Origin of the sequence: Mesorhizobium sp. (genome assembly GCF_024509055.1) — a bacterium.
Taxonomy (GTDB): domain Bacteria; phylum Pseudomonadota; class Alphaproteobacteria; order Rhizobiales; family Rhizobiaceae; genus Mesorhizobium.
This window is the reverse complement of sequence record NZ_JANINM010000396.1, coordinates 1-20,744: the sequence shown is the minus strand read 5'-3', so window position 1 is coordinate 20,744 and position 20,744 is coordinate 1. Positions and strand designations below refer to the sequence as shown.

Genomic DNA, 20,744 nt, shown 5'->3' with positions numbered 1-20,744 from the left:
CGGTCGATACCTATATCGAACGCACGCTGTCGCATGCGCGCGGCATTCTGGTGCGCGTTATCGGCGGCGAACCCTACTGGCCGTATGGTCTTGCCGCCCTGAATCGGCTAGCGAAGGAGCGCGACATCGCGCTGGCAGTGCTTCCCGCCGATGGCCGTGACGATCCGCGTCTCGATGAACTCTCGACCTTGCCGGTCTCGACGCTACGTTTGCTGAAAGCGCTGTCCGACAAAGGCGGAACGATCGCGGCGCAGGCGGCGATCGCGCAGCTCGCTCTGGCGTCGGGCTTCTATGCCGGGCCGATCACGGGCGATGTCGAGATTCCGGATGTCGGTCTTTACGATCCCGCGCGCGGCGTCATGGCGGCATTGCCTGACGCCGATGTGCAGCCGCGCGCGCTGGTGACGTTCTATCGCTCGTATCTCACCGCTGCCGACACTGCGCCGGTCGATGCGCTGATCGGCGCTTTGCGCGACAAAGGCTTCGACGCTTATGGCATATTCGTCACCTCGTTGAAGGCGGCAGGCGTTGCGGACTGGTTCAAAAACCATTTTACGCAACAGCGTCCGGCGGTCGTCGTCAATGCGACCGCCTTCTCGGCGATAGGCGACGACGGTGCGACGCCGTTCGATAGCGCATCTTGTCCGGTGTTTCAGGTCGCGCTCTCGACGGCCCGGCGCGACGAATGGGTCGGGTCGCTGCGCGGCCTATCGCCGGGTGACTTGGCGATGCATGTGGTGCTGCCGGAAGTCGATGGCCGCGTATTCGCGGGCGTCGTGAGTTTCAAATCGCCGAGCGCGCGCGATCCCGATCTGCAATTCTCTCGCTTGGCACACGGCCCCGACGACGAATGCATCCATGCTGCCGCCGGGCGTGTCGCGGCGTGGCGTAGGCTCGCAACGCCCGCGCGCGAAAAACGTCTCGCGATCGTGCTGTCGAGCTATCCCGGCCGCCCGCATCAGATCGCGCATGCGGTCGGGCTTGATGCGCTGGCGTCGGTCGAGGTGCTGCTGGGCGATCTCGCCGCCGCCGGTTTCGATGTTGGGATGACAAACAAGCTGGGCGACGCTCTGTTGCAGCGAAAGCTGACGTGGAGCGTCGCGGACTATCGCGCCGAACTGTCGCGATTGCCGCGCCAATTGCAGGACGAGCTCGCGGCTGCATGGGGCATGCCAGAGGACGATCCCTGTTGCTTGGATGGCGAATTCCATTTCGCCGCGATTCAAAACGGCAATGCCGTGGTTGCGGTTCAGCCGGAGCGTGGCGATGTCGTCACGCGCGAGGCCGACTATCACGATCTCGCACGCACGCCGCGTCACGTCTATGTCGCGTTCTATCTCTGGCTGAGGACGCGGCGCATCGACGCCATCGTTCACATGGGCGCGCATGGCACGCTGGAATGGCTGCCCGGAAAATCCGTTGCGCTGTCGTCATTGTGCTGGCCGCAAGCCTTGATCGGCGATCTGCCGGTGATCTATCCGTTCATCGTCAACGACCCGGGCGAAGCGGCGCAGGCCAAGCGCCGCATCGGTGCGGTCACCATCGGCCATCTGCCGCCGCCGCTGGCGCGATCTGCATTGCCGGAGAATTTGCACCGGCTCGAGCGACTGCTCGACGAATATTCGACCGCCGACGGTCTCGATCCCGCGCGACGTCAGCGCTTGATCGGTGCGATCCGCGATGAAGCGCGCAGCGCCGGACTGGAAGACGATCTCGGCCTCGATGAAACGGCCGCGCCTGCGGAAGCCATTCCGCGCATCGACCGGTTCGTCTGCGATCTCAAGGAGAGCCAGTTCGGCGATGGCCTGCATGTGTTTGGCCGCGGCGCGTGCGGTGAGGCCGAGCGCGATGCGGTACTTGCCGCACTCGACGGCAAACGCATCGTGCCGGGGCCCGCCGGCTCGCCGCATCGCGGACGCCGCGACGTACTGCCGACCGGGCGTAATTTGTTCGCCGTCGATCCGCGCGCGGTGCCGACGCCTTCGGCGCATGCGCAAGGCGTCAAGCTCGCGGAGGAATTGCTGCGCCGTCATCTTCAGGATCACGGCGATTGGCCGAAGGGAATCGTGGTCGATCTGTGGGGCTCGGCTACCATGCGTACGGCGGGCGAGGAGTTCGCGATGGCGCTGCATCTCGCCGGCCTCGCGCCGTGCTGGGACCACGCATCGGGCCGCGTCGTCGGCTACGATATTCTTGCGGCTGCCGAACTCGGCCGTCCGCGCATCGAGGTGACGTTGCGCGTCTCCGGACTGTTCCGCGATGTGTTCTCGAATCTCGCGCAGTTGTTCCAGTCGGCCACGGAAGCGTTGTCCGAGCGTGAGGGGGAGACCGACGACAATCCCTATCGCGACCGCACCGCGCGCGTGTTCGGCCCGCGTCCCGGACATTACGGCGTCGGCCTCGCATCGATGCAGGACGACTTCACGCCCGAGGCGCGCGATGCAGCCGGTGAGGCATGGCTGTCGGCGTCGTCATGGGCCGTTGCATCCGACGGCGCGACCGCGCCGGATCGCGAGGGCATCGAAGCAAAGCTCGAATCCGCCGATGCGTTCGTGCATGTGCAGGACCTGCCGGAAACCGATCTACTGCTCGCCGCCGACTACGCCGCGCACGAGGCCGGCGTCGCGGCGGCGTCCGCGCGGCTGGGCAAGACCGCGCCCGTGCTCTATCACCTCGACGCCACACGGCCGGATCAACCCCACGCGAGGACGCTGACGGAAGAAATCGCGCGCGTCGTGCGCGCCCGCGCCGCCAATCCGCGATGGATCGCGGGCATGATGCGCCACGGCTTTCGCGGCGCGGCCGAAATCGCTGCGACGCTCGAACACATGGCGGCCGTCGCACATCTCGCGGACGCCGTGCCGCCGCGCCTGTTCGATCTCTATTACGACGCGACGCTCGGCAGCGACGGCGTCCGCGCCTTCATGGCGCGTGAGAATCCCGTGGCGCTCGCAGCGATGGAATCCTGCTTCGCGCGATTGCACGACGCTTCGCTGTGGAATACGCGGCGCAATTCGATCGCGGCCGCATTGCGGGCGGTGTCGTGAGCGCGGTCGCGATCAAGGGCTGGTGTCCCGGCGCGCTGCGGCCGATGCGCTCCGGCGACGGGCTTTTGGTGCGCATTCGCCCGCACGGCGGACGGCTCGACGTGGGGCAGGCCGCGCGCATCGCCGAGCTTGCGCATTGCTACGGCAACGGTCTGATCGATCTCACCAGCCGCGCCAATCTCCAGATCAGGGGCGTGAGCGACGATGGCTATCTGCCTCTGGTGTATGAACTGTCGCAATTGAACTTGGTCGACGACGATCCGGAATCGGAAGCGCAGCGCAACATTCTGGTGACGCCGTTCTGGCGTACGGACGATGAAACAAACGCTCTTGCCGCGGAACTTGAGCAAGCGCTTGTTGCGTCGTCGCTCGATCTGCCGGGTAAATTCGGGTTCGCGATCGATTGTGGAACGCAGCGCGCACTGGGGGATGCATCCGCCGACATCCGCATCGAGCGGGATGAAAGCGGCCAATTGATCCTGCGCGCCGATGGAGCCGAGCGCGGCCGCGTCGTCACCCACGCGGATGCGATCAACGCAGCACTTGGGCTGTCGGCGTGGTTCGTCCAGTCGGGAGGCGCATGCGCCGGGCGAGGGCGGATGGCCGCACATCTCGCGGCCGGCGCGCGGCTTCCCGACGCTCTGCGCGGCGATGCCCGACCCGTGCGGGCGATGCCGACGCCGGCTCCCGGATTTTATCCGCAAGGCGCGCTGGTCGGCGTCGCCTTCGGGCAACTGACGCACACCGCCCTCGTGGCGCTTGCCGGCAGCGCGAGCGGCCTGCGCCTGACGCCCTGGCGCATGATCCTGGCCGAGGGAGCGCACGAATTGCCGCGTTGCGGCGGCCTCGTCACGCGCGCCGACCATCCGCTCCTGCGCGTCGTCGCGTGCAGCGGCGCTCCGGCCTGTCGCGAAGCGCATGCCGATACCCGCGCGCTCGCCGCCGCGCTTGCGCCGCGCCTGCCCACCGATGTCCAACTGCATGTTTCGGGCTGCGCCAAGGGTTGCGCGCGGGCCGGCGTGGCGTCTATCACGCTGGTCGCGACGCGCGACGGATTTGACGTCGTCCGCGATGGCGCGACGCGCGACGTGCCGGCGCTGCGCGGAGTGAGCGGCGCGACGATCGTCGCGAATCCGACTGTCTTGATGGAAGGACCTTGATGCCGCACCTCTATGAAACCGACGGCACTGCGATCTATCGGCAATCCTTCGCCACCATTCGTGCCGAGGCCGATCTGCAACGTTTCTCGGCCGACGAGGAGCCGGTGGTGGTGCGCATGATCCATGCCGCCGGCATGGTCGGACTTGAAGCACATGTCCGCTTTACGGCGGGCATGGCGCAACGCGCGCACGATGCCTTGCGCAGCGGCGCGCCGATTCTCTGCGACGCGCGGATGGTGTCCGAGGGGATCACGCGCGCGCGTTTGCCCGCGCGCAACGACGTCATCTGCATGCTGGGCGATCCCGCCGTTCCCGCGCTCGCGCTGTCGATGCGAAATACGCGTTCCGCGGCGGCGCTGGAATTGTGGCGGCCGCATCTCGACGGCGCGATCGTCGCGATCGGCAACGCACCGACCGCGATGTTTCACCTTCTCAACATGCTGGAAGACGAAAACTGCCCGCGGCCGGCGGCCATTATTGGCTGTCCGGTTGGATTCGTCGGTGCGGCGGAATCGAAAGCGGCATTGATGGCCGCTCCGCCCGCGCCGGCGCTGACCGTCGAGGGACGTCTCGGTGGCTCGGCGATCACCGTCGCAGCCGTGAACGCGCTGGCGAGCCGGAGCGAATAGCGATGGGCTGCATCATCTGCTGCGGCCTCGGGCCGGGCGACCCCGGTCTGATGAGCGTGCGCGCTGATCGCGAGATCCGTGCGGCGACGCATGTTGCTTACTTTCGCAAGAAGGATCAACTCGGCCAGGCGCGCCGCATTGTCGATGGAATGCTCGCAGAGGATGTCCGAGAATATCCGATGGAATATCCCGTCACGACCGAAATCGCCTTCGACAGTTCGGATTACGTGGGGCTGCTCGCGAGCTTCTATGATGAGTGGGCGGAGCGGCTCGCGCAACTCGCGAAGACAACCAACGTCGTCGTTTTGTGCGAGGGCGATCCTTATTTCTACGGCTCATTCATGCACTTGCACGCGCGCCTGAAAGGCCGCGTCGCGATCGAAGTGATCGCGGGCATTCCCGGCATGGTCGGATGCTGGAATGCGGTCGGTCAACCGATCGCGCTCGGCGACGATGTGACCACGGTGCTGATGGCGACGTTGCCGCAACACGAACTCGAACGGCGCATGCGCAATTCCGATGCGCTCGTCATCATGAAGACCGGCCGCAATCTTGCAAAAGTGCGCCGCGCGCTCAACGCCGCCAGCCGGCTTGACGACGCCTGGCTGGTCGAACGCGGCACGATGCCCACGCAGCGCGTTGCGCGGCTACGTGACGTCGACGACGAATGTCCTTATTTCGCGGTCGTGCTGGTGCATGGGCGTGGGCGACGCATCGAGACGGACGCATGACTGGCTCGCTTACCATCGCGGGGCTCGGACCGGGCGATCCGGAGATGACGACGCCGGAGGTCTTCGCCGCATTCGCGGACGCTACAGACATCGTCGGCTATGCGCCTTATGTCGCGCGCGTGGTGCCGCGCGTAGGCCTCACACTGCATCCATCCGGTAACCGCGTCGAGGTTGAGCGGGCGCGCCAAGCGTTATGGCTGGCGTCCGAAGGTCGGCGCGTCGTCGTGATATCGTCGGGCGACCCCGGCGTGTTCGCGATGGCGTCCGCGGTGTTTGAGGCACTTGAAGCCGTGCCGCAATGGCATGAACTCGAGATTCACGTATTGCCTGGTATCACTGCGATGCTGGCGGCAGCCGCGCGCATCGGCGCGCCGCTCGGTCATGACTTCTGCGCTATAAATCTCTCCGACAACCTGAAGCCGTGGCCGCTGATCGAGAAGCGCCTGCGGCTCGCAGCGGAAGCCGACTTTGCGATCGCAATGTATAATCCACGCTCGGCGAACCGGCCGGACGGCTTCGCCCGCGTGCTCGAACTTTTGGGCGAGGCCGGCTGCGGCGATCGCCTCATGGCTTTCGCGCGCGCAGTCAGCACGCCCGACGAGCAAATAAGAATGATCAAGCTGCGCGAAGCACGGCCGGACATGGCCGACATGCGCACGCTCGTTATCCTGTGCAATTCGGCGACGCGCCGCGTCGGCCGCTGGATCTATGCGCCGAGGCAGGTCCGATGACCGAGCCAGCGCAACACATCGGCGATGCTCTCCGTTCGCGGCCGCTCGGGCAGTTGCGGCCGCGCGATCATGATGATGGGCAGGCCGAGCACGCGGGCGGCATCGATCTTGGCGCGCGCGCCCGCGCCGCCGGCGTTGCGGGCAACGATCCATCCGATATGACGCGACTGCATCGTCTCCAATTCATCTGCGAGCACGAACGGTCCGCGCGATACGGTGATGTCGGCTTGGGGAAACGGCGGCGCGCTATCGGGTGGATCGACGAAGCGCAGCACATAGGCGTGTTGCGGCTTTGCACCAAAGGCCGCGATGTGCTGCCGGCCAATGGCGAGAAACACGCGCGTCGGTTCGTCGGGAAGCGCGGCGACGGCGGCGCTGATATCCGATACTTCGATCCAGTTGTCGCCGGACCCTTTCGTCCATGGCGCGCGTTCGAGCGCGAGCAGCGGAGTTCCGGTTGTCGCGCAGGCCGCAACGGCATTGCTGCTCATCGCGGCGGCGAAAGGATGGGTCGCATCGACGACATGCGTGATGTTTTTCTGACGAATATAAGCGGCGAGTCCGCTCGCGCCGCCGAAGCCGCCGACGCGAATTGGCAGCGGCTGGCGCGCGGGCGCGCGGGTGCGGCCGCCATAGGAATAGATCGCATCGCATCCGGCACGTGCGATAGCTTCCGCGAGCAGGTTTGCGTCGCTCGTTCCGCCCAGAATGAGGGCGCGCGTCATGGCTGACCCTTGGTTGACGATCATCGGTATCGGCGAAGATGGCCTCTCCGGCCTCTCCGATGCAAGCCGAAAGGCGCTTGCGGCGGCGGAGACGGTGTTCGGCGGCGCGCGGCATCTTGCGCTGGCGAATGTTGGCGAACGCGGGCGCGCGTGGCCGATTCCGTTCGATGCAGCGGGCGTGTTGTCCTGTCGCGACCGGCCGACCGTGGTGCTGGCGTCCGGCGATCCGTTCTGGCATGGCGTCGGCTCGCGTCTCGCGGAGCAACTAAAAGGCGGCGAATGGATTGCGTATCCGGCGCCATCGACATTCTCGCTCGCCGCGGCAAGGCTGGGATGGCGGCTTGAAGCCGTCATTTGTCTCGGGCTGCACGCCGCGCCGTTCGAGCGCCTTGCGCCGCATCTCGTGCAGGGTGCGCGCGTCATCTGTCTCGTGCGGGATGGTAGCGCCATTGACGATCTAGCGCGATGGCTAACGGCGCGCGGTTTTGGTGCGTCGTCGATGTGGGTGCTTCGCGCGCTTGGCGGCCCGCGCGAAACTGTCAGCCGGCACTGTGCTGCCGGCTTGGCGATCGATGGGAATGAGGGACCTTTCGCCGTCGCGATCGAAGCCAATGGATCGAACGGCTTGCCGCGTAATTCCGGGCTCATCGATGATCTGTTCGTGCATGATGGGCAGATCACCAAGCGGCCGATCCGCGCGCTTGCGCTGTCCGCGCTGGCCCCGCGGCCGGGCGAACGCTTGTGGGATATCGGCGCGGGCTCCGGCTCCATCACTGTGGAGTGGACGCTGTGCGGCGGAACGGCGATCGCGATCGAGGCGCGCGGCGATCGTGTCGTCAACATCCGCGATAACATAGAGAGGTTCGGCCTGTCGCACAGGATCGGCGTTGTCAAAGGGGCAGCACCGGAAATCCTGTCTGGCCTTGCATCGCCCGACGCGGTTTTCATCGGCGGCGGTTTTGACGCGGCGATGTTCGACGGCGTGTGGTCGCGCATTCTAACGGGCACGCGCCTCGTCGTTCATGCGGTGACGCTGGAAACCGAGGCGCTACTTTCCGATTTGCACCAGCGGCACGGCGGCAATCTGATGCGGATCGAGATCGCGCAGGCCAATCCGCTCGGGCGCTATCGTTCATGGGATGCGGCGCGACCGGTCGTGCAGTGGAGCGTCGTGAAATGAAGGTTGCGGGTCTGGGATTCCGGCACAAGGCAACGCTGGCCTCACTGCGCGACGCGCTCATCGCGGCGGGTGACCATCACGATATTGCAGCCGTTGCGACGGTCGATGATAGGGCCGGAGAAACGGCGATCGGATTGCTTGCGCGCGAACTGAAGGTGCCGATCAAGGCCGTCGCGCCTGATCGTCTTGCAGGTGTCTCGACGTTGACACAATCTGCGTTCGTCAAGGCGCGCTACGGTACCGGATCGGTCGCGGAAGCATCAGCGCTTGTAGCCGCGGGCCGCAATGCGCGCTTGATCGCGACGCGGGCGGTGTCGCGCGACGGCAAGGCAACCGCGGCGATCGCGGAAGGAGAGGGCGAATGACGGTGCATTTCATCGGCGCGGGGCCGGGCGCGGCCGATCTGCTGACACTGCGCGGCCGCGACCTGATCGCGGCGTGCCCGGTGTGCCTCTATGCCGGCTCGCTGGTGCCGGAAGGCGTGCTGGCGCATTGCCCGAAGGACGCGCGCATCATCAACACTGCGCCGCTGTCGCTTGACGACATCATGGCGGAGATCGTCGCGGCGCATCGCGACGGCAAGGATGTCGCGCGGCTGCATTCCGGGGATCTGTCGATCTGGTCGGCGATGGGGGAGCAGTTGCGCCGCCTGCGCGCGTTGCGGATTTCATATTCGATCACGCCCGGCGTGCCGGCGTTTTCCGCCGCCGCCGCCGTGCTCGGCACGGAGCTGACGCTGCCGGGCCGTGCGCAGAGCGTGGTGCTGACGCGCGCGCCGGGGCGGGCGAGTCCGATGCCGCAGGGTGAAACGCTCGCAGCTTTCGCCGCCACCGGCGCGGTGCTCGCGATCCATCTGTCGATTCATCTGCTCGACAAGGTGATCGCCGAACTCGCGCCGCATTACGGAGCGGATTGTCCGGCCGCGATCGTATGGCGCGCGAGCTGGCCGGATCAGCGCGTCATCCGCGCCACGCTCGGTACGTTAGAGGCGGCGGTCAGCGGCGAGCTTGAGCGGACGGCGCTGATCCTCGTCGGACAAACGCTGGATGCCGAAGACTTTTCCGAGAGTCGGCTCTACGCGGCAGACTACGATCGCCGTTATCGACCGGTCGGTATCGCGCCGCGTTTTCCGGAGTCGTCGTGATGACGGCGAGCCTCATTATCTCCGCGCCGGCGTCCGGCGTGGGCAAGACCACGCTGACCTTGGGACTGGCGCGCGCCTGTCGCGATCGCGGCATGAAGGTGCAATGTTTCAAGAGCGGGCCGGATTATATCGACCCAGCCTTTCACAAGGCGGCGACGGGATTGCCGTCGGTCAATCTCGATAGCTGGGCGATGAGCCGCGCCGCTATTGACGGACTTGTGGCGCGCGCGGCGGAAGCCGATGTCGCCATCGCCGAAGGTTCAATGGGCCTGTTCGATGGTGTCGCTGCGTCGGGTATCGGCGGTATCGGCGCGACTGCCGATGTCGCTGCGATGTTGGGCTGGCCGGTCGTGCTGGTGATCGATCCGTCCGGTCAGGCGCAGACGGCGGCGGCGGTCGCTGCGGGGATGCGCGATTTCCGCCCCGGTGTGCGCGTTGCGGGCGTCGTCCTCAACAATGTCGCCAGCGCGCGGCATGAGGCGCTTGTGCGCCATGCGATGGCCGAGGCCGGCATCGCGGTGTTCGGCGCGCTGCCGCGCAATGCAGCGATCGCGATTCCGAAACGCCATCTCGGTCTGGTGCAGGCCGAGGAGCAGGCGAAGGTAGACCATTTGATCGCGGACGCTGCGCGTTTCGTTGCGGAGCATGTCGATCTCGATGCGGTGTTGCGCTCGGAGGCAATCGTCGCGCCCTCGAATGTGACGACGCCGTCCGGCGTCGCGAAGCCGCCAGGCCAGCGCATCGCGCTGGCGCGCGACGCGGCGTTCTCGTTCGTCTATCCGCATATGCTGGAGGCGTGGCGCGGGGCCGGCGCGGAAATCGTCACCTTCTCGCCGCTGGCCGACGAAGGCCCGGATGCCGATGCGGATGTTTGCTGGCTGCCGGGCGGCTATCCCGAATTGCATGCGGGGAGGCTCGCGGCTTGCGCGCGGTTTCGTCGTGCGTTGCAGTCATTCGCCGAGACGCGACCGGTGCATGGCGAGTGCGGCGGCTATATGGTGCTGGGCGCGGGGCTGACTGACGCTGACGGTATCCGCCACGAGATGGCGGGACTGCTGGGCCTCGAAACTAGCTTCGCCAAGCGCCGCATGCATCTCGGCTATCGGCTTGCGAAACTCGCCGCGCCGATGCCGGGATATGACTCCGGCGCGCGCCTGCGCGGCCATGAATTCCACTATTCGACGATCGTCGCACAGCCCGATATGCCGCTGGCGACGGTTCACGACGCGACCGGCGCGACCGTCGCCGAGACCGGTTCGTGCCGTCGCAACACAACCGGCACGTTCTTCCACCTTATCGCGGAAGATCGATGATGACCGGTTTCGTGTCCTTTGTCTCCGCGGGGCCCGGCGATCCCGAGCTTCTGACACTCAAGGCTGTCGATCGACTCGGCTCGGCGGATGTCGTGCTGTTCGATGATCTGGCTTCGGGGGCGATCCTCGATCGCGCCCGTGCGGGCGCGCATCTCATCGCGGTTGGCAAGCGCGCGGGACGCTCCTCGACGCGGCAGCATCACGTCAGTCGGCTGCTTGTCGATTATGCCGCTACCGGCATGCGCGTGGTGCGGTTGAAGTCCGGAGATGCCGGCATCTTCGGCCGGCTTCAGGAGGAGATCCATGTGCTCTGCGACGCCGGCATCGGCTACGAGATCATTCCCGGCGTCACCTCGGCCAGTGCTGCCGCCGCCATCGCCGGCATTCCGCTGACGCGACGGAAAGTGGCGCGTAGCGTGCAGTTCGTGACCGGTGCGGATGTCAGAGGCCAACTACCCGCCAATCTCAACTGGAGCGCGTTGACCGATCCGGCATCGACCACGGCGGTCTATATGGGCAAGCGGACTTTTCCCGCGCTCGCCGCTACACTGATCGAGAAGGGGTTGGCTCCGGATACGCCCGCCGTGTTCGCGGAGGCGCTTGGACATGTCGATCAGAATGTCGTCCGCACCACTGTCGCGCAGCTGGCGAAACGGCTTGCCGAAGATGCCTCCGCGCCGGCGGCCGCGGTGATCTTGTTCGGCAGAGGGTTGGGAGACGACGTCTGATGCCGCGCGAGACCGATGGGCTGACACTGTCACTGATTGGAATCGGCAGCGGTGATCCCGAGCAACTGACGCTCGCAGCGATCCGCGCCATCAATGCCGCGGAACTTGTGCTCATTCCGCGCAAGGGAGAGTCGAAGTCTGATCTCGCCGATCTGCGCCGCACGATCTGCGCGCAGGTGTTGACCAACGCGAGCACGCGCATCGCCGAATTCGATTTGCCGATCCGCGATGCTGGGCGCGACGACTATCTGAAAGGCGTGAGGGATTGGCACGATGCGGTGGCGACGGCGTGGTCGCGGACGATCGCGGCGCATCTCGGGCGGCGCGGGGGGCATGTCGCGCTGTTGGTCTGGGGCGATCCCTCGCTCTTCGATTCGAGTTTGAGGATCGCGGAGCGGCTTGCGCCGCCGCCCGTCGTGAAAGTTGTGCCGGGCATCACCTCGATCCAGGCATTGTGCGCGGCCCATGCCTTACCGTTGAACGAAATCGGCGAGCCGTTCGTCGTCACAACCGGGCGGAAGCTGCGTGAGAGCGGCTGGCCGCCGGGCATTGATACCGTGGTCGTGATGCTTGATGGCGGCGCGGCCTTTCAATCGCTTGATCCCGAAGGGCTACAGATCTGGTGGGGCGCTTATCTCGGAATGCCGGATGAGATTATCATGTTCGGCGATCTCGCTGAAACAGGACCTGCGATCGTTGTCGTGCGGAGCGCCGCCCGCGCACGGCACGGCTGGATCATGGATACGTATATTCTCAGGCGCGTATCCTTGACGAAGAGTCCGAGATGATCCCGCGAATGTTCCATTCGACGATTCCGAAGGCTTGGGAATTGCTCGACGACCGAGGTCGATCGGCGGAAGCGAGGCTTCGAAGGTTCGCGGCTCGGCTATTTCCCGAACGGTAGGCTTCCACCACCAAGAGCGCTGCGCGGTCGACGATCGCCACGCTCTGCTGGAAATCCTCGCGCCGGAACTATCGACAACGGGAGCCCCGATTCATCCTCGCAAGACGACCTCGCAGCTTTCGCAACTCGCGCTTCCGCCGATGCATCGCGCCTACAACCCTCAAGCTCTTCAACGGGCACACGGCGTAAGCTCTTCAAACATCCCACGGCGCCTCTCCGGCCGATGGCGAACATGCGTGCCGACGTTCAGGGGGCGAGCCGAACAACAGGATATTTTCGAAGTCACCTTGGATGATCATAATTCGTCAGCCGAATGACGATTTGGACCGTAATGGCTTAACGCGTTCAGTGCGCTCGCTTAACTTACCCTTACACAACTCAGAAAGATTCTGAATCCGATGTCTAATAAACGCACTGTCGAACTTAAGTCCGCGACTTTCGGCCGATACGCCGAGCGAACACTCGACGAAATGAGCAATGACGAGAAAGCGGCCCGAGACTTGCTCCTGGAAGGGCGTGGAATGGTCCCAGGGCCGTACAAAATTTTGCTTCAGAACCGCAAGCTCGTCGAGGCGATCTTTCCTCTGGCTCAGCACTATCATTCTGGCTCCAGCTTGTCCAAGGGCGAGATTGAGATCGCCGTTCTCCTGACGACCTCGAGGTGGATGTCGGCCTACGCAACCGGTGAGCATGAATGGATCGCAGAACGATTTGGCGGTCTTTCCCCGGATGCAGTCGAGGCGCTGGTGGCTGGCATCGCAACGACTTTCGACGACCCGCGCCAGAGAGTGATCTACGATCTCAGTCGCGCGCTTCTTGAGCCGCGGATCATCCCGCAGAGTCTTTATGATCGAGCCATCGATCTGTTGGGGCACATTGGGCTTACGGACGTCATCGCAATCATTGGCTACTTCACTACCGTTGCAATGACTTTGCGCGCCTACGACGTTCCGGCCCACGCGGAAGGTTTGGAGCGTCCAGGAGAACCGACGCTCGCAAGCTTAAAAGCGAGGGCGGCGTCGCCGCCTAAATAGATCCCCACCAAACTATTGCCCAGGCAGTAATTTCTTCCGCGGTACTCGCAAAGACGACGAGGTCACCGAGGACTGCCGCACGCCAATGCGCCTTCAACGGAGATTGCAATGACAAAGCAGTCAGGAAACCGCGTTCTTGCGGAAATGCTGAAAACTTATGGCGTCGATTGTTTTTTCAACGTTCCTATGATCATTCCTGCCGCGATCAAGGAGATGACAGCTGTCGGCGTGAAATCGATTGTCACGCATTCGGAAAAAGCTGCGGCCTACATGGCCGACGGGTATGCGCGGGAATCCGGGCGCGTAGGCGTTTGCGGGTCGCAAGCTATAGGCGCCACGAACCTGGCGTCTGGCTTGCTGGACGCATTGATGGCGAAGTCCGCCGTCCTTGCGGTTACCGGAGGCGGAACCGCAGACACACGTGAGCGAAATTTCTATCAGGAGATCGACTTGCGATCGATCTATGCCGGCCTCACCAAATTCAGTGCGCGTGTTGAAAAGGCGCAACGGCTGCCGGACCTTCTTCAACAGGCACTTCGCATTGCGACCACCGGGTCGCCGGGACCCACGCATTTGGAGCTAGGCGGGTTCTGGGGCGCAGCACTGATGGAAGATTTCGACTCTGTGATGAAGCCAGAACCGCGCTACGGATCCTGTCCTTCATTTCGCCCCGCTGCCGCGGTTGAGGACATTCAAACCGCCGCGTCAGCAATACGAAACGCCAAGCGACCAATCATAGTGGCAGGGTCCGGCATTCGCGTCTCGCGTGCTCAGGCGATGCTTCTGGAATTCGCGCGGCTCACGAAGATTCCAGTCGCTACGTCGCTCGATGCGAAGGCCGCCATGCCTGAAAGTGACGATCTATGCGTCGGTGTGGTCGGAGATTATTCGCGAGATACGGCCAATATTGCCGTGTCGGAAGCCGATTTTATTCTGTTCGTCGGCTCCACTACGGGTAGCATGACCACACGGCAGTGGTCCGTTCCCACGCCGGGAACGCCGGCGGTGCAAATCGATATCGATCCGCGCGAATTGGGCCGAAACTATCCATTAAACGTGGGATTGCTCGGAGATCCGGCCGTCGTATTGGAGCAACTCGGCGCAGAATTGGCGGGACCCGTGGGCTACCCGGCTTGGCTCGCGCGAATTGCGGAATTGCGCATGCAATGGGCAACCACTGCCGTTGAAAACGAAACCGCCGAGGCGGCCGCTATTCGCCCCGAACGCCTTTGTCGGATGATGTCTGAGTTGCTTCCCGATGGAGCGCTTGTGGCGGTCGACACGGGACACTCGGCCGGATGGGCGGCTCGCAACATGTATCTGGATCGCCCGGGACAGTCGCTCATACGCTGCGCGGGTTCGTTAGGATGGTCCTTTCCCGCTTCACTCGGCGCCAAATGCGCAAATCCTGAGCGACCGGTCGTCTGCTTTACGGGCGACGGCGCGTTCTACTACCATTTCGCCGAAATGGAGACCGCCATGCGGTACGGAATCAACACCGTAACGGTGGTCAACAACAATCACGGTTTTAACCAGGAGCGGGTGCTCTGGGATGAAAACCTTTCGCTTCAGAGGAATTGGAAATTCGGTCGCACTGACTTCGCAGCGATCGCCTCGACTTTCGGGGTGCAGTCATACCGAGTCGAACGCGCCGCCGAGTTCGAAGGGGCTTTCAAGGCGGCGCTTGCCGCCGGTCGGCCGGCGCTGATCGATGTCGACACCGATCCGTCTGCGGTCGTTCCGATACCTTGGACAAAGCCATAACAACTGCACCGCGCGCCGCCGCATCTGGGCATTCGCATTTTCACTTCCCGGCCGAGGACAGCTCTCCGGCGAACGACGCTCAAAGGCCTGTCGCTGCTGAATCTCGACCATCGCCCTCGGCAAATTGCCGACGGATATAGTCAATGAACAATCTTACCCGGGCCGGTCTGAACTTTGACTGCGGGTAAGCAATGCAGAGCAATATCCCAGTCGGCTTCCAGGATGGACAGAGCTCTATCAGCGACCCGGTCTCCAACTGATCTTGAATGAGCCAATAAGGCAGGACGGCGTATCCCACACCGCGTGTGACGGCGGCGAGGGCGGCATAAATATTGTCGGTCGTAAAGACAGGATTCATTTTCACGACCGCGGAACGTCCATCCTTGGTTTCGAGGGCTAGGCTGGGCGATACGTATGTGGCGAGCCGAACCGCATTGCTCTGGCTGAGATCGTTAGGATGATCCACGCGTGGATGGTCCGCACGTGCCACGATCGTTCGCTCACCTTGCCGCAGTTGGTGCACGATCAACGCCTCGTCCGCGATCGCGCCTGCGCGGATCCACACATCATAGCCGCCAGCTGCCAGGTCGCCCGGTTCATCGACGATCCGCCAATCGAGCGTGATGCCCGGGTTTTCCAGAACGAACCGCGCCGCCATATCAGCCAGAATCGTAGGGCCGATGGCGACAGGCACCGCTACCCTGATCGGGCCATGAAATTCGTCGCGATCTGCCGTTGCGGAGTCGGCGGCGCTTTCCCAGCGCGCCAGCATTTCGGTGGCCGCAACGAAGAATTTTTCGCCTGCTTCCGTCAGCATCAGTTCGTGTGTCGACCTTTGTACGAGCTGCGCGCCCAGCATTGTCTCAAGCTGCTTCAATTGTCTGCTGGCGGAAGGCTGGGACAGTCCAAGCAGCCGCCCCGCTGCAGAGACTGAGCGCGTTTCTACCACACGGACGAACAGTCGCATCAACTCGAAACGATCGATCTTGGTATTCATCTTGAGAAATCCAGGCCAAGGGAAGACAAGACGATTCTATGGCATGGCCATTCGCGCGGCAAATGACGCTTATTCCAACACCGGTACTATCGACCGAAATGTTGCTTGCGTACTTGGACTTGTGGCCGGTGCGGGCGTTTTCGGGCGTGGCAACGCGCGAATCCACAGCATGAGAAATGCCGAGTGGGTGGTTGCGGCGTCCGAACTGACGCTCGAATAAGATTCTTAGGGAGGCGATAGTGCAGGATTTCGCGGACACGAAGGTGGTGGTGACAGGCGCATCATCGGGATTGGGGCGCGCAATTGCCATCGAGGTGGCGCGCCGTGGAGCGGCACTGGTCGGTATCAATTTCGTGAGCAATGAGTCGGGCGCAATGGAGACCGCACGCGAGGCCTCGGCATTTGGCGCGCAAACTATGCTGATTCAAGGAGATGTTTCCGACGACAGTACCTGCCGAGCCATTTCCAAGACTATGGCGGACAATGGCGGGCTTGATGTGCTGTTCAATAATGCCGGTCGAACCAAATTCGTTGCTGGAAGCGACCTCGATGGCTGTTCGTTAGCCGACTTCCTGCAAATCTATGCGGTGAACGTGGTCGGAGCGTATCAGATGGCCCGAGCTACGCGCACTCTACTCGAAGCCTCATGGCGCGGTGGCGCGGTGGTCAACATTAGCTCGATGGCAGGCATGACCGGGGCCGGGTCCTCAATACCTTATTCAGCGTCGAAGGGAGCCTTGAATACACTGACCCTTTCGCTGGCGCGCGTGTTGGCACCAAAGATTCGTGTGAATGCGGTCTGCCCGGCTTTTGTCGACACGCCGTGGTTTCGAAAGGCCTTGCCAGTCCAGACTGTGGATGGGCTACGCGCGAAGTTCAGCGCGGACTCCCCACTCAGAACCCTATCTCGCCCGGAAGATGTGGCTGCGGCCGCCGCATTCCTGGCCAGCCCAGGCGCTCGGCATATCACCGGCGAGACCCTGCTCGTCGATGCTGGGGCTCATCTGGGCGCTGGCTGACCGATGAACCTGTCGGAACGCGGCGCGAAGGCGCGTGTTCGCACGATCGGGCGACCGCTATGCCTAACGGAAGTTAGACGCTCCGTATTCGTGTTGCGAATGTTGCTTATTCGAGCCACCACTCTGCCCCTAGGAGCGACAATGCTTCAAGTTGGCAGAGCTGAGACACGTAATCCTCAGTTAACGCTGCTTGTGATCGCAACACGTTTTTCGGTCGAGAGCAAGAATCCAGAATCTTGAACAGCAATAATCCCATTCGATTGGCTCGGAGACCTGCGGAGAGAGCTACGCGACAATGGGATATCTATGGAGGGGGAAGATGCAGGAAGATGGAGCGTCGCTTCGCTCGGAGATTGACAAGCGGCCGTTATCGAGATTCCAAGGCATGCTCGTCGCGGCCGGTTTCGTTTTCCTTGTAATGGACGGCTACGATGTCCAGATCGTTGGCTATATCGCCCCGGTTCTCACTCAACTCTGGCACTTGCAGCCTGGTGCTTTTGGAAGCATTTTCGGGGCGGGGCTGATCGGCTTGACGATCGGCACGCTGATCTGTGGTCCTATCGCCGACAGAATAGGCTGCAGGCCCGTCTTGATTGGCTGCACCATTCTGTACGGCGTTGCGACACTTGTCACGACGCAGGTCACGTCGTTCGACGCCTTGCTGGTCATGCGGTTCATCACGGGGCTTGGCCTTGGCGGAGCAATGCCGGTGACGATCGCTGTGGTCTCGGACTATTCGCCGACGCGGGTTCGACTGCAAATGGTCGCCATAACGACAGCAGGGTTCGCGATCGGTAGTCTCGTCGGCGCTCTTGTGGCAGCCCTGACGGTCGATCGCTTCGGTTGGACCTCCGTCTTCTTCATTGGCGGCGTGATGCCGCTGTTTCTGCTGCCATTGCTGGTTTATTGGTTCCCTGAATCCTTGCCCCGCTTGCTTTCCGATGCACGGTTTCAGAACGAACTTGGCCGGATCGTGGAGAAGCTGGCGCCAGGATGTACCCCTTCCAAAAGTACAGTGCTGGGATCTGTCGAGAAGAAATTTCCCGTTTTTGTGCTGTTTGACAAAGGCCAGATGCCCCACACTTTGCTTATTTGGGCGATAGCATTCTGCAATCTCCTGCTGCTCTATTTCTTTGTGAACTGGATTCCGACCGTTGTGCACGGCGCGGGCTTACCTCTGCGCGCCGCGAATGAGACAGCAGCCATCTTCCAGATATTTGGGATCGTCGGCGGGTTGGTGGTGAACTACTATTCTGACCGGTCGGGTAAGTCGCACCTTCTCATGGGTCTCGCCTTCATCGGCGCCGCGGTCTGTTGCGTGTTGTTCGATCGGGTTGATTTGAAGTCTTTTACCTCAATATTGGTTTGCGCTGCAGCATCAGGCTTTTTCGTAATGGGCGGACTGGGCGGAATCATCGCCTATTCCGGCACGCACTACTCTCCGGAGGTGCGAGCGACGGGTGTCTCTTGGGCTTTAGGCATCGGCCGGTTCGGCTCCATCTTGGGTCCGATTTTCGGCGGCTTATTGCTAAGCGCTCAAACGGGAACGGATCTGCTGTTTACCTTTTTCGCGGCTCCCGCGACTTTGGCGGCGATCTGCGCTTTTTTCCTTGGGGCCGCGCGACCGGTCAGGACCTCTAAGTTGTCGATTTGATGCGACAATGAGGAGCCTATATTCTGCGATGTTTGTGTTGGAGGCCGCGCTATCAATGCCGCCGTTGGTCGTATCCATTCAAAAGGATGTGCGGGCTGTCGCTCAATCAGTGTTCGAGTTCCTCACGAGGCTTTGGTCGAAAGACAGGACCAAACTCAGAGCAGGGAAAGAAACGCTGCCATCCGTTGTTCGCGGCTCATCTCGCGACGACTGCGGTTTCCTTAGTTTTTGCTGATGCGAAAAGTCACCATCGTCGCGGTCTGCATTCGCGAATGTGAGGATTGTCCGTGATGGCTATCGGGTGACGGCAAATATCGCGACAGAGGGATGGAAATAGGCACGGTGTCGGGAACGTCCCCCGTCGCGTGGACGAGCTTCGTGGGCCGAAAAGACGCCAAAATAGAGCGTCAATTTTTGTATTGGAGCAAGAGCATGGAGAATAACTTGATCGGGCTTATCGAAGTTGCGTCGTTTCCGGCGGGGCACTTCCTAGAAAACATTGCCGTGCGCCAGGACGGTTCACTTCTGGTTACCGATCTGTCGCATCAGAAGCTTTGGTATATTTCCTCCTTCAGCAGCTCCATGACGGAGCCCATTCCGCTCTTCACCTTCGACCAAAAGGCCATGGGGATTATTGAAGCAGACCCTGACATATTTTACGTATCGACTGGCGTGCCGTCGCATGGTCGGCTGTACCGCTTTGACCTTCGCGGCTGGGTGCCGGGCGCAACGTTGGTGCCGGAAATCATTATTGACGATTCGCGATCGCTCGGCATGCTAAACGGCAGCTGCTATTTGGGCCAAGGAGTAATCCTGCTTGCCGATTGCTTCGCGGGCTCCATCTTTCGCGTCGACCTAAGCGCAGATGGAAGGAAGGGAACGCTTTGCGGATGGCTGAAGCACGACAGCATGAAACACAACCCCCATGGGGCGATGCCTGATCAGCCGGGGGTGAACGGCGTGCGCTATGCTGAGAACATCAATTATCTCTACTACACGTCAACAGCCCAGCAGCTTTTTATGCGTGTCGCTGTGGACCCGAACACAATGGACGCCGTTGGCGAACCCGAGCTTGTGGCCAAAGGGATGATGGCCGACGATTTTTGCATAGACGAGAAGAACGGCGTTGCATACTTGACCACTCACCGTCAGAACACTATCGACCTTGTTTCTCTGGATCCTGCAGAGAACAAAGGTCCGAGACGATCTATTCTCGGCAAACCCGTCGTCGACCTGATGATTGGGCCATCTGCCATCGCTTGGGGGCGGGCGCCAGAGGATTATGGCCGTTGCGCCTATGTCACGACCGATGGTGGGATCAAGGCGCCGATGCCAGGTGGGCCACGACCTTCAAAGATACTGCGGATGGAGCTATAGAAGTTCGTGGCCCGCTGCAGTTGCACTTCTGTGAATCAGAGCGGAATAGAAATCCTGTTTTCGGTGATCGAGGGTCAATCAGAGACCGATCGCAATTTTGATGACCATCACGGCGGCAGCGCGGGTCCACTTCGTCAATTTGAGCTTGATCGAATGATCGAACCAACGTGCATTGCTGAGCATCAGGAAATCCTGCGATCTAATGAGATGCTGGCTTGATAAATCGGGGTTTAGGAAGGTTGCTTTTGTCGCTCATTTCGACAGCGGATATGTTGTTCACACAGGTCCGAAACCTCCTTTGCTCCTCGACCAGCGGCCGTGTGTCTCAGTTAGAGAACGAAGCCACCGTCGATCGTCAGGCTTTCACCCGTCATGAAGCTGGCATCGTCGCTTGCGAGATATGACACGAGAGCTGCAACATCCGCCGGTTTTCCGATACGGCGAAGCGGGATGCGGTCGGCGAGGGCGTCGGTCATTCCGTCAGTCATGTCTGTATCTATGGGCCCTGGCTGCACGTTATTGGCGGTGATGCCGCGCGGTGCCAGCTCGAGCGCCAGCCCCTTGATCAGAGAAGCAACGGCCGCCTTGGTCATCGCATAGACAGCAC

At 62.4% G+C, this 20,744-nt stretch carries 19 protein-coding genes; 16 read left to right on the top strand and 3 right to left on the bottom strand.

Annotation, left to right across the window (positions count from 1 at the left end; translation table 11 throughout):
- The 5 genes from cobN to cobJ all read left to right on the top strand — a co-directional run.
- Positions 1-3,047 (top strand): cobaltochelatase subunit CobN (cobN, locus tag Q0L57_RS20600; protein WP_296744876.1); only part of this gene is annotated, 3,047 nt, incomplete at its 5' end.
- Positions 3,044-4,207: a precorrin-3B synthase gene (cobG, locus tag Q0L57_RS20595; RefSeq protein ID WP_296744875.1), complete on the top strand. Its 1,164-nt coding sequence runs from the start codon at positions 3,044-3,046 to the stop codon at positions 4,205-4,207. The genes cobN and cobG, both read left to right, overlap by 4 nt.
- Positions 4,207-4,836 (top strand): precorrin-8X methylmutase, encoded by a 630-nt coding sequence (locus Q0L57_RS20590; RefSeq protein ID WP_296744874.1) that lies wholly within the window; start codon positions 4,207-4,209, stop codon positions 4,834-4,836. Before cobG ends, Q0L57_RS20590 begins: the two co-directional genes overlap by 1 nt.
- A 2-nt stretch (positions 4,837-4,838) precedes the next feature.
- Positions 4,839-5,567, top strand: a complete 729-nt coding sequence (cobI, locus tag Q0L57_RS20585) for a precorrin-2 C(20)-methyltransferase (RefSeq protein WP_296744873.1) — start codon at positions 4,839-4,841, stop codon at positions 5,565-5,567.
- On the top strand, positions 5,564-6,298 hold the full coding sequence (gene cobJ, locus Q0L57_RS20580; RefSeq protein WP_296744872.1) for a precorrin-3B C(17)-methyltransferase: 735 nt from the start codon (positions 5,564-5,566) through the stop codon (positions 6,296-6,298). Before cobI ends, cobJ begins: the two co-directional genes overlap by 4 nt.
- Here cobJ and Q0L57_RS20575 read toward each other — a convergent pair.
- On the bottom strand, positions 6,274-7,023 hold the full coding sequence (locus Q0L57_RS20575; protein WP_296744871.1) for a cobalt-precorrin-6A reductase: 750 nt from the start codon (positions 7,021-7,023) through the stop codon (positions 6,274-6,276). The genes cobJ and Q0L57_RS20575 overlap by 25 nt on opposite strands.
- Here Q0L57_RS20575 and cbiE point away from each other — a divergent pair.
- The 8 genes from cbiE to Q0L57_RS20535 all read left to right on the top strand — a co-directional run bounded on the left by cbiE (position 7,022) and on the right by Q0L57_RS20535 (position 15,090).
- Positions 7,022-8,203, top strand: a complete 1,182-nt coding sequence (gene cbiE / locus Q0L57_RS20570) for a precorrin-6y C5,15-methyltransferase (decarboxylating) subunit CbiE (RefSeq protein WP_296744870.1) — start codon at positions 7,022-7,024, stop codon at positions 8,201-8,203. The genes Q0L57_RS20575 and cbiE overlap by 2 nt on opposite strands.
- The gene (locus tag Q0L57_RS20565) at positions 8,200-8,568 is read left to right on the top strand and encodes a cobalamin biosynthesis protein (protein WP_296744869.1); all 369 of its coding nucleotides are present in this window, start codon (positions 8,200-8,202) and stop codon (positions 8,566-8,568) included. Before cbiE ends, Q0L57_RS20565 begins: the two co-directional genes overlap by 4 nt.
- Complete coding sequence (gene cobM, locus Q0L57_RS20560) at positions 8,565-9,347, top strand: precorrin-4 C(11)-methyltransferase (protein ID WP_296744868.1); 783 nt, start codon at positions 8,565-8,567, stop codon at positions 9,345-9,347. The genes Q0L57_RS20565 and cobM overlap by 4 nt, the downstream gene beginning before the upstream one ends.
- Positions 9,347-10,660, top strand: a complete 1,314-nt coding sequence (locus tag Q0L57_RS20555; protein WP_296744867.1) for a cobyrinate a,c-diamide synthase — start codon at positions 9,347-9,349, stop codon at positions 10,658-10,660. The genes cobM and Q0L57_RS20555 overlap by 1 nt, the downstream gene beginning before the upstream one ends.
- The gene (gene cobA / locus Q0L57_RS20550; protein ID WP_366940936.1) at positions 10,660-11,388 is read left to right on the top strand and encodes a uroporphyrinogen-III C-methyltransferase; all 729 of its coding nucleotides are present in this window, start codon (positions 10,660-10,662) and stop codon (positions 11,386-11,388) included. The genes Q0L57_RS20555 and cobA overlap by 1 nt, the downstream gene beginning before the upstream one ends.
- Entirely contained in the window at positions 11,388-12,176 is a 789-nt protein-coding gene (gene cobF / locus Q0L57_RS20545; RefSeq protein ID WP_296744865.1) for a precorrin-6A synthase (deacetylating), read from the top strand. The genes cobA and cobF overlap by 1 nt, the downstream gene beginning before the upstream one ends.
- A 586-nt stretch (positions 12,177-12,762) precedes the next feature.
- On the top strand, positions 12,763-13,326 hold the full coding sequence (locus tag Q0L57_RS20540; RefSeq protein WP_296744864.1) for a hypothetical protein: 564 nt from the start codon (positions 12,763-12,765) through the stop codon (positions 13,324-13,326).
- Positions 13,327-13,434: 108 nt separating this feature from the next.
- Positions 13,435-15,090 carry a thiamine pyrophosphate-binding protein gene (locus Q0L57_RS20535; protein ID WP_296744863.1) on the top strand — a complete coding sequence of 552 codons (1,656 nt, stop codon included), beginning with the start codon at positions 13,435-13,437 and terminating at the stop codon, positions 15,088-15,090.
- A 79-nt stretch (positions 15,091-15,169) separates the two neighbouring features.
- On the opposite strand, the gene Q0L57_RS20530 is transcribed toward Q0L57_RS20535, so the two are convergent.
- Positions 15,170-16,087: a LysR family transcriptional regulator gene (locus Q0L57_RS20530; RefSeq protein ID WP_296744862.1), complete on the bottom strand. Its 918-nt coding sequence runs from the start codon at positions 16,085-16,087 to the stop codon at positions 15,170-15,172.
- A gap of 239 nt (positions 16,088-16,326) precedes the next feature.
- On the opposite strand from Q0L57_RS20530, the gene Q0L57_RS20525 reads away from it, so the two are divergent.
- The 3 genes from Q0L57_RS20525 (at position 16,327) to Q0L57_RS20515 (ending at position 20,137) form a co-directional block, all read left to right on the top strand.
- On the top strand, positions 16,327-17,106 hold the full coding sequence (locus Q0L57_RS20525; RefSeq protein WP_296744861.1) for an SDR family oxidoreductase: 780 nt from the start codon (positions 16,327-16,329) through the stop codon (positions 17,104-17,106).
- Between the two features lie 319 nt (positions 17,107-17,425).
- On the top strand, positions 17,426-18,760 hold the full coding sequence (locus tag Q0L57_RS20520) for an MFS transporter (protein WP_296744860.1): 1,335 nt from the start codon (positions 17,426-17,428) through the stop codon (positions 18,758-18,760).
- 432 nt (positions 18,761-19,192) lie between these two features.
- A complete protein-coding gene (locus tag Q0L57_RS20515) occupies positions 19,193-20,137 on the top strand; it encodes a hypothetical protein (protein ID WP_296744859.1) in 945 nt (314 codons plus the stop codon).
- Positions 20,138-20,466: 329 nt separating this feature from the next.
- Here the strand turns inward: Q0L57_RS20515 and Q0L57_RS20510 are convergent.
- A partial coding sequence (locus tag Q0L57_RS20510; RefSeq protein WP_296744858.1) for an SDR family oxidoreductase occupies positions 20,467-20,744 on the bottom strand: 278 nt, incomplete at its 5' end.

What these genes read in the sequence shown, in the direction of transcription:
- cobI (WP_296744873.1), top strand. Translation starts at nt 4,839, where the DNA reads ATGGGCTGCATCATCTGCTGCGGCCTCGGGCCGGGCGACCCCGGTCTG.
- Q0L57_RS20575 (WP_296744871.1), bottom strand. Translation starts at nt 7,023, where the DNA reads ATGACGCGCGCCCTCATTCTGGGCGGAACGAGCGACGCAAACCTGCTC.
- cobM (WP_296744868.1), top strand. Translation starts at nt 8,565, where the DNA reads ATGACGGTGCATTTCATCGGCGCGGGGCCGGGCGCGGCCGATCTGCTG.
- Q0L57_RS20540 (WP_296744864.1), top strand. Translation starts at nt 12,763, where the DNA reads ATGAGCAATGACGAGAAAGCGGCCCGAGACTTGCTCCTGGAAGGGCGT.
- Q0L57_RS20530 (WP_296744862.1), bottom strand. Translation starts at nt 16,087, where the DNA reads ATGAATACCAAGATCGATCGTTTCGAGTTGATGCGACTGTTCGTCCGT.
- Q0L57_RS20535 (WP_296744863.1), top strand. Translation starts at nt 13,435, where the DNA reads ATGACAAAGCAGTCAGGAAACCGCGTTCTTGCGGAAATGCTGAAAACT.
- Q0L57_RS20515 (WP_296744859.1), top strand. Translation starts at nt 19,193, where the DNA reads ATGGAGAATAACTTGATCGGGCTTATCGAAGTTGCGTCGTTTCCGGCG.
- cobA (WP_366940936.1), top strand. Translation starts at nt 10,660, where the DNA reads ATGACCGGTTTCGTGTCCTTTGTCTCCGCGGGGCCCGGCGATCCCGAG.
- cbiE (WP_296744870.1), top strand. Translation starts at nt 7,022, where the DNA reads ATGGCTGACCCTTGGTTGACGATCATCGGTATCGGCGAAGATGGCCTC.
- Q0L57_RS20520 (WP_296744860.1), top strand. Translation starts at nt 17,426, where the DNA reads ATGCAGGAAGATGGAGCGTCGCTTCGCTCGGAGATTGACAAGCGGCCG.
- Q0L57_RS20565 (WP_296744869.1), top strand. Translation starts at nt 8,200, where the DNA reads ATGAAGGTTGCGGGTCTGGGATTCCGGCACAAGGCAACGCTGGCCTCA.
- cobJ (WP_296744872.1), top strand. Translation starts at nt 5,564, where the DNA reads ATGACTGGCTCGCTTACCATCGCGGGGCTCGGACCGGGCGATCCGGAG.
- Q0L57_RS20555 (WP_296744867.1), top strand. Translation starts at nt 9,347, where the DNA reads ATGACGGCGAGCCTCATTATCTCCGCGCCGGCGTCCGGCGTGGGCAAG.
- cobF (WP_296744865.1), top strand. Translation starts at nt 11,388, where the DNA reads ATGCCGCGCGAGACCGATGGGCTGACACTGTCACTGATTGGAATCGGC.
- Q0L57_RS20590 (WP_296744874.1), top strand. Translation starts at nt 4,207, where the DNA reads ATGCCGCACCTCTATGAAACCGACGGCACTGCGATCTATCGGCAATCC.